General features: G+C 37.0%; 11 protein-coding genes. All 11 read right to left on the bottom strand.

All coding sequences use genetic code 11. The features are described from left to right. Nucleotides 1-18 precede the first annotated feature (18 nt). Complete coding sequence (locus BN985_RS04475) at nucleotides 19-1,374, bottom strand: T7SS effector LXG polymorphic toxin (protein ID WP_052360605.1); 1,356 nt, start codon at nucleotides 1,372-1,374, stop codon at nucleotides 19-21. 171 nt (nucleotides 1,375-1,545) lie between these two features. Further along, entirely contained in the window at nucleotides 1,546-1,707 is a 162-nt protein-coding gene (locus BN985_RS18940; RefSeq protein WP_156960073.1) for a hypothetical protein, read from the bottom strand. A gap of 284 nt (nucleotides 1,708-1,991) precedes the next feature. Then, nucleotides 1,992-2,432, bottom strand: coding sequence for a DUF5085 family protein (locus BN985_RS04470; RefSeq protein ID WP_042221352.1), 441 nt, complete (start codon nucleotides 2,430-2,432; stop codon nucleotides 1,992-1,994). Next, nucleotides 2,429-2,887 (bottom strand): DUF5085 family protein, encoded by a 459-nt coding sequence (locus tag BN985_RS04465; RefSeq protein WP_042221351.1) that lies wholly within the window; start codon nucleotides 2,885-2,887, stop codon nucleotides 2,429-2,431. The genes BN985_RS04470 and BN985_RS04465 overlap by 4 nt, the downstream gene beginning before the upstream one ends. A gap of 18 nt (nucleotides 2,888-2,905) precedes the next feature. Beyond that, on the bottom strand, nucleotides 2,906-3,721 hold the full coding sequence (locus BN985_RS04460; RefSeq protein ID WP_042221350.1) for a hypothetical protein: 816 nt from the start codon (nucleotides 3,719-3,721) through the stop codon (nucleotides 2,906-2,908). A 118-nt stretch (nucleotides 3,722-3,839) separates the two neighbouring features. Next, nucleotides 3,840-5,312, bottom strand: a complete 1,473-nt coding sequence (locus tag BN985_RS04455) for a T7SS effector LXG polymorphic toxin (RefSeq protein ID WP_084157447.1) — start codon at nucleotides 5,310-5,312, stop codon at nucleotides 3,840-3,842. A 19-nt stretch (nucleotides 5,313-5,331) separates the two neighbouring features. Beyond that, entirely contained in the window at nucleotides 5,332-5,631 is a 300-nt protein-coding gene (locus BN985_RS04450; protein WP_042221349.1) for a TIGR04197 family type VII secretion effector, read from the bottom strand. Continuing rightward, nucleotides 5,632-6,051: a YwqH-like family protein gene (locus BN985_RS04445; protein ID WP_042221348.1), complete on the bottom strand. Its 420-nt coding sequence runs from the start codon at nucleotides 6,049-6,051 to the stop codon at nucleotides 5,632-5,634. It abuts the gene before it with no gap. A 12-nt stretch (nucleotides 6,052-6,063) separates the two neighbouring features. Beyond that, nucleotides 6,064-10,509, bottom strand: coding sequence for a type VII secretion protein EssC (gene essC, locus BN985_RS04440; RefSeq protein ID WP_042221347.1), 4,446 nt, complete (start codon nucleotides 10,507-10,509; stop codon nucleotides 6,064-6,066). Between the two features lie 105 nt (nucleotides 10,510-10,614). Further along, on the bottom strand, nucleotides 10,615-11,841 hold the full coding sequence (gene essB, locus BN985_RS04435; RefSeq protein WP_042221346.1) for a type VII secretion protein EssB: 1,227 nt from the start codon (nucleotides 11,839-11,841) through the stop codon (nucleotides 10,615-10,617). After that, on the bottom strand, nucleotides 11,838-12,128 hold the full coding sequence (locus BN985_RS04430; RefSeq protein ID WP_042221344.1) for an EsaB/YukD family protein: 291 nt from the start codon (nucleotides 12,126-12,128) through the stop codon (nucleotides 11,838-11,840). The genes essB and BN985_RS04430 overlap by 4 nt, the downstream gene beginning before the upstream one ends. Nucleotides 12,129-12,136 lie beyond the last annotated feature (8 nt).

The raw sequence follows: 12,136 nt of genomic DNA, 5'->3' as shown, positions 1-12,136 counted from the left end.
CTGTGCTTATTCCCTTTTCTAACCAAACACGCTTCCTAAACCATTAAATAACCCCTTGGCAGCATCTCCAATAGCACCACCTACTTCTTTGGCGGTGTTGACCGCTCCATCAGCGAAGTCTTTCACACCACTTATAATGGCATCTTTATTATCATAGACAAAGTCAAATAACATGGACCCACCGACACCAACAGCAAACCCTACAGCAGTTCCAAGGACTGGTACTGGAATAGCTGAACCTATCGCGGCACCCGCAAGACCAGCACCAAGGTGGCCAGCCGTTTTGATCGCTGCATCCGTGGCATCTTCTCCATTATAAACTTGTATTCCAAAATCAATGGCTGATCCGACTATCGGCGCGCCGTATCTTGCCCCAGTACGTATAGCTGAAGTTAGAGCAGATGGTGGGGCACCATTTGTTACAACAGCTCCTCCAACGGTCTGAAAGGCCAAAGCTGGATCCACAAATTGCCACGTATTACGCTGTGCCCACGAGACAACCGATGAAGCCACTCTCTCTGACACTTCATTCGTTACCTTAGATGACAGCGCATTTTTAACAAAAGCTGCCCCAGAATTGATTACACCCGATACAATTGAATCATACACGGATTTTTCAAGTTCACCATTCTCATAATCTTCTTTTGCTTGATCATAAACGATTTTGGCATCTTCATCCAAATTCTCAATTTTCTCTGCGGTGACCTGTCGATTGGTTTGATTATAACTCTTTAATTCTGTTAATCCAATTGCCGTGTTATTCCCTTGATAGTCTGTAAATCTAGCGCTCCCTTTAACCGCTCCGGCGTTATCTAACGTTATTTTAATATGATGCAAAACTTCTTCGGCACCCGATGTTTGCTGTTTACCTGTAGCCGTGAAAGAATTAAGGTTATCTTCAAGGTCAGTAATGGAGCTGCCCATCTTTTCTTTATCCATACTCACTGAATGGAATGATGGGTTTGTAGCACTCGAAATATCAGAAACATTGTTAATAATACTAGTCACTTCATTTTTAACTTCATTTAGCTTCTCAAATGCATCCTGAATATCTCCATCAATATCCATTAGATAATTGGATGTTACAATTGATTCCTTACTTTCATCTACCTGTGAGCGAAACGACTCGATATGTTTTTTTAAATTTTGATCTAGATCATGAAAAAGTCCATCAAAAGCTTCCAATACAGTTATATGTAAATGACTGAAATACATTTTAGCCTGATCAGCCGTTTTTCCTGTAAAAGAGTTCATACTCATTAGTTCTTCAATGTCCTGCTTTATTTGACTAATGCTGTTGTTAATTTGTTCACTTTTTAATTTTACTTCATCTGAAAACTCTATTACCTCGCTGATGTCTACTTTATTACTCATGGTATGTTCCTCCTCTTATTGGTGAGCTTTTGATTAAGTAATACATCCAACTCTAATCCTTTTCCATAATCGTTCGTCTATTTGAGAGAGTCAGTAACTTCTTCTTTCATACACATCTCTTGTTTTCCAATTTTTATATGAGCCCCAATGCTTAAAGCGAACCTTATACATTTAGTTTGCTGTACCCCACACAATTTCCTCATATTTCTTTGCTTTATCCCCGATAGAAATCCTATCATTTTCTCCTGAAACTATAATTCGAAGCGAGTAGTAGTCATAGAGTTTTCCATAATAATCATCCTCTGGCCATTTAATCTCCTGAGCGATGCTCACTCGCTTTTTCCCCTAACTCTTCTTGCTCCTCAAGCTCTATATCTTGAACTGACATATCTCAATAAATCATTTCTTCTTCAATAGTAACTGCACAGTTAGAAGCTGCCTCATATAGTTCTTTACATTTCATTTTCACATATTCCATAATTTCTTTCGACACTTCTATTTCCTTCCCACATCCACACAAAATCACAATGAGTACAATCGATATAAATAAAAGCTTTTTAAGCTCACTCTCTTTCTTCTGCCGTTGCTTCTAATCTACTCTCTTATACTCCATTCTGCTAAACTCCTACACTCATTTCTACATAGATTTTCCCAGATCTTGTTTTCTTATATTCAATAAATACAGGAGTACGTTGCTCTAGTTCATTACGATTAAGATAACTAAATAATTCCCAATATTTCTCTTGTGATTGTTCATTAAAGTTTTTCGTTACTCTTGTCATAACCATTGGAGTAACAGAAAAATAACTTCGAAACAATATTTTCTCATCCGAATTTGGTTTAAATCTATCTTCTTTGATAGGTACAAAAATTTCTATTATCATTTCATCTGCTGTCGGATCACTTAAAATAGAAAAAAACATATCTCCAGTTGGATGATAATGATCTTTCTCTAAAATTGAAGTGAAATCTTCTAGAGCTGTTTCTAAATCTTCCGGCTTGAACCGATAATATTTTGAAGCCACATTTCTATGGGCAATTTGATGACCTATTATCATGTTATATCTCCTCTGTTTCGTACAGGTATGTATAGGTCGATAACAATATCTCCATAAACCTCCAATAGCACACAATAAAATGTCTCATTAAGTTGTATTTTATTTTGCTTTGCATATACTTCTATCTTCTCTTTTGCGGCATAGAAGTCCAATGCCAGATCTGCTTGCCTCATCACCAATGCTTCTTCTACATAAAAATCTCTCTCAAAATGAAAATCTGGTTCGTTTTCAAGTTTTACAGCCCCATTTATTGGCATATAATAAGTGAATTGGCCAAATTTTTTCTCGCCAGCTGCAGGATTTACTGAGAAAAAAATGGGGCCGTTTTGATATATTCCCTCAACTAAAGATACATCCTCCAGTACATTCAATCCATCTTGCCAATTTTCGCGCAGTTGAGTAGTTTTATAAACTAACAAATGGTCGAATTGTACCGCTCTTGTTTCCACTTTCATTACTTATCACTCCAAACCTCAATTTGTTTTTTGTTTAAAGTATGATTCTAATTTTTCTTCGGGTATCCCTTTTCCATGTTCGTCTTTTACTTGCTTGAGTCTGCCGTTAAGTTCATAGTTAAAACTTTCAAAACGAAATTTACAATAAAGAATGACTAGCTGCTCCGGCAGGACAAATAACATTACATAAAAAATTATAATCAATAAAGTCGACACCATAATTGTATCTATGCCTAATAAATTGTAATTTCTAACTAAATATTGAATAAGAAATGTAATTCCTATCCCTATAGGGATTACAATTGGTAGTAAGGATTTTGTTTCTAATTTATTTCTTTGGACATCTTTCTTTGACCCTTTTCTATACCGCCCTCTGTTTAATAAAAAATAAAATCGAATACATGTGATGATAAAAACAATAACTCCTATAAATAATGCTATTGTTGTAAATCTTTGAAGTGAAATTGTATTAGTGGAAATCTCTGCACTTATTGCAATTATTGCAAGCAACATAGCTGATACTCCGAATAGATTTTGTGAAACTAAGATGCTCAAAAAATATTGTACCTTTTGGGAACGCATATATACCCATGGTACAGCATAAACAAGAGTTAATATCATTAATAAAATTGAAAATATTAAGTGTATTTTAATTATATTGTCTATATTTGGGTAAATGGAATATTCGCTTACAAAGTGTTCAATAAACAACAATAAACATTGTAAAAATATAATTAATATAAAAAGACTTCCTAAAGACTTTGGGCTTTGTCTCTTTGACTCAAGAGGCTTTCTTAATGCTAAAAAGTCTTCTTCTCTTAGTTTTCTAAACATATTTCCCCTCCAGTTACTTATTCTTCTCTGTTAGTTATCTTTATCCGTAAGAATACCTATAAAAAAAGGCATTTGGCTTATTATTAGGAAAGACAACTTTTTAAAAATAGCTGATATATTAGTGGAACCAGCCTTTAACTTTATCCATAATAGACTTACCCTCTTTTTTGTCGTCCCCTCCCCACTTTTTATTTAAGAACCAGTTTGCTGCAATCCCTAATCCAGCTCCAACTATTGTACCCACACCGGGAATGGGGATCGCTGCTGTTCCTGCAGCAGTAAATGCAGTCTGCACTGCTCCCCCTACAGCTGTATCAATTGCAGTGTCTTGGGTTGCTCTTAAATTAGCTTCGGTACCACTTAAACCATCCTCTACAGCATCATTATAGTTGCTGTAATAGTTTAATCCCATACCAGCTGCACCCATGGATTTAGATAGAAAACTCAAACCACCTATTTTTGTTTTAAAAGTATCTTTTACATTGACAGTATCTTTTAACAAAGTTGCTGGATCTTTAAATCCACTTACAAGTCCTGTTCCAAATCCCTTTGCAGTTGAGGAACCAACGTGTTTTAGGTCTATCTCGTCTTTCCAATATTTTATTTCAGGGTGCATATCTAACGCTCTTTGCCCTGTAGTAGTCCAATTTGTTTTTCCCTGTTTGTCTGCGGCTCTTAATATTGCTTGATTATTATAAGCTCGTTCATAGTGAGCGTCGTTCCAAGCTTTTCCGCCCTTAGGTAATCGATGATTCAACTGGCTCCTTGCTTGGTAGCCAGGTTCAACACCCAATGCCTCTAGAGCTTCCTTATTGGCTTTTACTCGATATGAAGTCGTATTCCTTCTATGGTCCACAGCTTTTTCAGTAGTCAAGATTCCATTATTATTTGCATTTCTGACTTTTCCACCTGAATAAAGAGTTCGACTCTGCCCCAAAGTATTGAATCCAGTGGATATAGCTAGAGTATTATTTAGCACAAATTTTGATATTTGTAATTCTCCTTCTGCGGATTGATTTTTAGAATCGTTTAATAAGGAATTAATGTTAGATAGTAAATCTCCAATACTGTTAATTCGATCTTTTCCAGTGGATACAAAGCTTGTTAAATCACTATCCAAGTCAATTATAGTTTTAGCTACTTGTGCTTTTTCATCTACTGCATCAGAAAAACTCGGTGGTGTTACACTACTAATGTCACTTACTCCATTAATAGTCTGTTTGACTTCCGATGATAGGCGAGAAAAATTCATAAATTCTTCTTGAATAAGATCATCCTGTTCATCTAAATAATTGCTTTTAATAATAGCATCCTCACTACTATCTACCTCTGCCAAAAATTCACTTATATGGTTATCCACATTATCAAGTAGGTCTATCATTAAGTTTTCAAAGTTTCCTAACATCTCGATGTGGAAAGAATTCAAACATTCTTTTGCTTTATCAGCTGATTCACCTTTAAAAGAGTCCATGTTAATAACTGAATTGATTTTCAATTTTACATTATTAAGTTGATCCAACAATCGATTGACATATACATAATAATCATCTGCAAATTCGATTACTTCTGAAAGATCCACTCTATGTCCCATTAAATGTTCCTCACTTTCCTTAGCTTAATGGTCTCGGACCAGAAGAAGGATGATTTACGGCAGCTAACTCCTCATCCTTTTCTCTCATTTTCTCACCTGTCTGCTCTAATGTTGTTATGTCTGTTTCTAATATTTTCTTGTATCTTTCCAACAGTTCGATTGCTTCTATTACGTTCTCTAGATCCTTTGTAAAAGGCTCTATATTTGTCTTACTAAGTGTACTTGTTGGTTGTTTTATTTCTATATTTGTGACAGAGGATTTTAACTTGGATATATTCGAACGAAAAACGCCCATATTTATCGAAACTTCTTTAGACATTTAATCCATCTCCTTCTCAGCCTGAGTTATTTGTCTATCCAAAGAATGAAGAGTACTCTGCAAACTATCTATTCTTGCTAGGTAAGTGGCTTTCTCCGTTTCATAATTCTGGATTTCACTATCAATTGTTTCTTTTACATCTTCTACTTTTGATAAATATGTCTTAACACTTTCTTTATAAGCATCATACTTGTCTTCAAATTTATCTTCTTCGTCCCCACGCCAGCTGTTCAAATCAATAGAAAGACTGTTAATAGTACTCTTTACAGATTGTAAATCAGATAAGCTGGATGATATCTCGTTTAATGCTTGCTTTAAACGCTCTATCTTTTCCTCTGTACTTGTTGCTAAAGATCGATTGGTTTGAATTTGGCTTTGTACGGTGCTTTTTCTGCTACGTAATTGACTTAACGAACTCATTTATTCCTCCTCCTATCGGGGTACTTTTATTTTGATATGTTGGTGGTCACGTGCGTAATAGGCTTCAAATTCTTGCGGATATGTTTCCTTGCGGATGAAAGGTTGACTGAAGATATCCTGATCACCCAGACGCATGCTGACTAAACCTACATTAGATAATTTCCGAACCGTTTTGGCTGGTTTTTCGAAGCTTGTGTTGATATAGCCAGAATTTCCACAAACTATAAAGTGTACATCTACTTTAGGTCCCTGTTCAAATAGAACTGATACATCTTCTTCCAGTAGAAGGCTTCTTTCAGCAAAATCCTTTAAATCCCTTATCAATATTATCCATTTCACACCATTATGATCACCTTTTGTGCGCGTGTTGATCTCTGTAATGATATTTCGCTTAACGGCGCTGATGTCATCGTTGTCAGAAATATAAGCATTCATTGTTGTACCGATTTCTGATAATCCTTGGTCAGCTGTATCAATTACCATCGTCTGGAAAGGCTCCTCAAGCAATGTCATACTTTTCATCATTGCATTGGTCATTTTATCTAAACCATCTTTTCGATCACTGACAACGGTTAGGAATCCGTCTCTTTCTGGATCAAAACCGAGTGGTTCTACTTCTTCAAAGTCCAATCCAAGTGGTAACTGATTTTGCTTCACGAGATTCTTTGTTTTCTTTTTCTGTTTAAATGCTTCAAATTCAATCGCACCCTCAGGCATCATCGGAATTTCTTCTGGCAGATCTCCTTGCCAATATTCATTCATATCTTGTGCAATTTGGCTTATTCCCTCGATGATCTCTAAAGGCTCTTCCCCTTCTGCAGGCAGTACTGTTTGGAATAACGCAGGTTCATCCAATTTCAAGATGCCTCGGCCCTCAATCTCTTCTACTTCTAGCTCTGTTTTCCCTACAATGGTGCGGATTTCCACTTGATCTATTAGATATAGGGAAATTTGCCGCTTGATATTAGACACTATTGGCATTCTTAATGCGCTTTGACGTCCGGCACTAATCACTAGGTGAACACCTATACTTGCTCCTTCTCGTGCAATCTGCGTAATTAGCTTGTTAAACTCATCACCAAAATCAGCATCTTTCACTGAATCAAAGTTATCAATCATTACAAGCATATTCGGAATTGTCTCCCCGCTAGCTTTCTCATACATTTCCATATCTGCAACACCATAACGACTCAATTTCCGCTTCCGCTCGGAAATACTATTTGTTAACAGACGAATCCATTTTTCCACCTTCTCTGTGTCATCTAATAAGATCGTATCCGCTACTTGCGGCAGATCTTTTAATGGCAGTAACCCATTCGTTCCAAAGTCTAATAAATAGACATGTAAATGTTCCGGATTATGCTGTTGAACAAGATCTATTAACAGACTTTGCAGGAAGGTAGACTTTCCATACCCTGGGCTTGAATACACGGCAATATGACCATCTTTCGTAAGATTAATAGATAACGGCTTTTGCTCTTGTAATTCGGGCTGATCTAACATGCCAATTGTTGCTTCCAAAGGCCTCTTAGGTAGATTCCAAGTCTCTTTAAAATCAACTTCATGCAATTCACTGGCATAAATTCGTTCAGGCAATGGTGGTAACCACGGCCTTGGTAAAGGTTCAATCTGCTGTGTTTCCGTGTAATCATTGATATAATCGATGACCGCATCCAATTCAGTTGGAACACTAGTCACTTCTTCCTTCTTATCCAGACCACTCAAATCTTCTGTTAAAATGTCATATTGTCCTAATTCATTAATAGCATAAATGGTTGTGTCTACATGTTCCTGGTCATCTTTATCTGCAATATAATCTGCACCGCTCCAGGCACTCTGGAACAATTCATAAATTTCATTGTTTCCAACCTGCAAATATGCTCGACCTGGCAGCGTAATTTCAGCTGCGTCAGAGGTTTTTAACACTTCATTTGAGTCACTCGCATTCTGCACTTTTAACGCCAGTTTAAATTTAGAGTTAGACCAGATTTGATCATCCACCACACCACTAGGCTTTTGTGTTGCTAAGATTAAATGAATTCCTAGTGAACGGCCAATTCGGGCAGTGGAAACAAGTTCTTTCATAAAGTCTGGCTGTTCTGCTTTTAACTCGGCAAACTCATCAGAAATCAGAAACAGATGGGGCATTGCCTCACTTGCTTTTCCTTGCTTATATAACTTCTGATACTGATTAATGTGATTGACATTATGTTCACCAAATAGTCGCTGACGTTTCTGTAATTCTGCTTTTATAGAAGCTAAAGCCCTCATAGATTGTGTGCGATCAAGATTGGTGATGGTTCCAAGTAAATGCGGCATATTCCTAAATAAATTCGCCATCCCTCCACCTTTATAATCAATCAACAGGAAGGCTACTTCATAAGGATGAAAATTAACCGCTAGTGAGAGAATGTAGGACTGGATAATTTCTGACTTACCAGACCCAGTTGTACCAGCAACTAAACCATGAGGGCCATGTGCTTTTTCGTGTAAGTTAAGCTGAACAAGATCATTAATTCCTCGTAACCCTAATGGAACTGCCATTGTTTTGTATGTCTCATTCAATGCCCAGCGTTCTCGGATATTTAATTCCTCTACTTTTTCAACACCATACATTTCAAGGAATGTTACACTTTCCGGTATTGAATTCTTTAGGCTTTGCAGATGGTTTAATGGTGCCAGGCCGCGTGATACTTCCTCTTTATTAAAGCCGTTTGGAAAATGGTCTGGTACAAAATGTTTGTTAACCAGTTCGCCTTCTTCTAACAAAATATTCCCGGTATTCATGTCCCGTATATCGATGACGGTTTTGACATGTTCTGGCAAGGACTGCATCACATCCTGCACAAATATGAGAGATACACCAAGCTCACTTGGATCTTCATTGAAAAATTCCATTATAATATGATCTAAAATTAGTTTCTCATCTGTAATAAAGATAATGTAATGCGGGCTGAATATGGTTTTCTCCTGTGAATTCCCTTTTTCTTCTATCAATTGCTTGCGTTCTTTTAATACTTGATACATAGAATGCAACACTTGATCTCTGGATCGTTCATGATATATAAACCCTCGTACATTCAGATCCTGCAAACTTGCATGTGGCAACCAGCGCATCCAGTCCCATTGGTTTTTTTCCTCTTCGGGAAAGACATTGATAAACTGAATATCATGATAACTGTGAAACATGGAAAGCTGGATGACTAACAACTGCAATTGCTCTAAAACAAGCTCACGTTGGCCAATATAACCGACAGGTCCTTTCGTCAACGACGTTACGACCGGGACTTGGGATAATCCTTGAAATTTGGAGCGTAAAGCTTTTGCTTCGTCCACTAGTTCATCTTTATCTTGGGTAAACTCTTCTTCACGAAATTCAATTTCAAAGCTTGTATCCACATCTCCTAACCCAGTTCGAAAATGAAGGTAATCATGATGGTACATTGTTTTTTCATATATGCGTGCATTGACGTCTAAGACTAAATAACGAATTTCCTCTACGTCTGGGTAGTGGTAGGTTAAAGCGTGACGCTGTTCTTCTGTAGTAAAATAGAGCTCTTTTGTTTTCCGTTCAAGATATTCATGATAGGTTTTATCTCGATGTTTCATGTCTGCTTTATATTTCTTAACATTTTTGATATAGGACGTAATCGCAAAAATAATTGTTGTAACAGTCATTGCCAGCATAACAATAATAAAAATACCTCTAGGCTGAAAAATGGAAACAGCAACTAGCGCAATAATCATGACGAGCGGGGGAACGATTGTACGAGCTAACTGCTCACTTGGTTTCCCTGGTTTATTAGAAGGCTTTGCAATGGTTTTCTTCTCTTCTGGTTCTCGGTAAATAATACGGGGTGAACGGTGATAGTCAGGGTAGTCAGGACTAAACTGATCATCCTTATTCGATAGTGGGATGAGTTTAGAGGTTATTTTTTTTCTTGAGGGAAATACCTCAATATCTTCATAACGAACAATCATGGTTACCCCGTCAAAGAAAAGTTGGTCACCAGTCTCTAAGTAGGCATTTCCTTCTGTATAAGAGAAATTATGAAAGACTTCCCCTGCATGAACCTCTAAGCGAAATCCTTCTTGCTCACGGAAAAGAAAAACCTCAGCCTCCATGTCTTTTATGCTTACATCATCATATTCATTTTTACTAACAGTAATATGTTGCTTTGCTGCAATGTCAAACAGGTATCGTTCTTCTAAATCAGTTAAGTAAAACTGAATCATTTTTCCATTCGGAAGAGATAGCTGTCTTTTTTGGCTCAGCGGTTGATTATCCAGATAGCAAGATTCACCATCCCACTCCACGGTTATGGGATGATCGAGGGTCAAAAAGGTCAATGTATCTGACCAATTATTCCCTACGATTATCTTCTTAGGCGTTCCTTCAAGTAAGTCTGTTTTATGAAGTTGATCACCATAATTTACTACAAGTGTTTTCTGTACCATCTATTTCTTCCTCTCTTCACCAATTACCTGCCAATTACGTAACCCTGTATCTCAGCTATTTTCATCTGCTAGCCTAGTTATCACAAACTTTGCCATTATGAATGATTACTCTTCTTCTGTAGCTGGTTCTTCATTTTCTTCTGTTTCCTCTTCGAATTGATCCTCTTCATCACTTAAACCAAGTTCATCTTCATATTGGCGCAGGTCGTCTTGTAACTTACTAACTGTTTCATCCCGTTCTGCTCCGCTTAAATCAGGATCGTTTCTCGCCTGCTCAATCTGTTTTATCAGTCCATACATTATCAATTGGGGATCATCTAGATATTTTGCTTTATCCATTGCCGAATCAAAGTCGCCACGACCATTATAAATCCAATAAAGCAAATAATCCTTATCACTATTTAAACTAATGTTTTTCATAATCGATGCTTTATCATTTTCCGATAACTGTTCTGTTGTTAGATAAGAATGAGCAAGAATGTATTTAGTTGCCTTTGGAAAATCTTCGGCTTCTTTTCCGTTTAATGTGGTTATTACGTCACCATAATTTGATGCGAGATACTCTTCATGGGCGTCCAGTAAACTCTGTTGATGCGGAATGCTTATGACACCAATGTAAATGAGTGGTATCGCTAATAAAACAGCAATGATAATAAAAGAAATCGCCAATCGTTTAAACAAACTGAATTTCCCCGCAGGAACAAGCTTCATTGTTTTGTCCGTCTTTTCTTGTTCCTCATGATACGTTGTATGTAAATACTGGATAAATTGATCCAAGTCTTCTTTTTGATGAACTTGCTTTTCAAATTCGGTATCTTTCGCCATCTCTAAAGTGCCGTTGTAAAGCTGTTCAAACGTATATTTACTAGAAAGAAGCGCGATACTGAAACATTTTAATTGTTTTATAAGTTCCTGCTCGTTCAGTTCAAAAGGCGGGATTATATTACGCACACCACGGTAAATCAGTAGGGGGTCGAGATTATCATTAAATAGAACATTATCCGGGTGAATAAAAAAAGTTAAACGAGATGAAAGAAACTTTCTCAAATGGGAAAGGTTGCAAAGTAAACGTAATTTTTCATGGCGGTGTAGCTGCTGTATGTCTTTCCAATGTTTTTTTCTTGGATCAACAAAAAAGGAAAAAGTGAAAGCATCTCCTTCCTCTTTCACTTCTAATGGGACAAATGATTCCTCTGTGGCATCCGTTAACATCCGAATTTGCTGGGGATCTTTTACACGTGTTTGTGATTTAGCTAAGCGCAGTTCCCATTTATCATCGGAAATAGTAAATGGCAAAGTCAGTTTATTGAATTCCATTGTTTTTTCTCTCATTTTTCTTGCTCCTTTTTCGATCTTGTCGCATCGTCACAAAGCACCGTGATAATGTCACCGCTCGTTACAGGATAATCTATTAACATATCATCATCGGCTAGTAATAGCTCTTTCGTCTTCACTTTTAAGGCAGACTTGGATATACCTAACTGACCCATTTTTAATGTTTGCATGAGATCCCATAACAATTGCTTCACTGTTATTTGAACAGGAATACGCAGATCGTAACTGCTCCCTATTCCACATTCGCTAAAATCTATCGTTACATCTATATGGCTATTATCCATAGCTTCAC

The sequence above is a fragment of the Oceanobacillus manasiensis genome (genome assembly GCF_000724085.1).
Taxonomy (GTDB): Bacteria; Bacillota; Bacilli; order Bacillales; family Amphibacillaceae; genus Oceanobacillus_B; species Oceanobacillus_B manasiensis.
The sequence above is the reverse complement of the archived record's forward strand: the minus strand, read 5'-3'. Positions and strand labels throughout refer to the sequence as shown.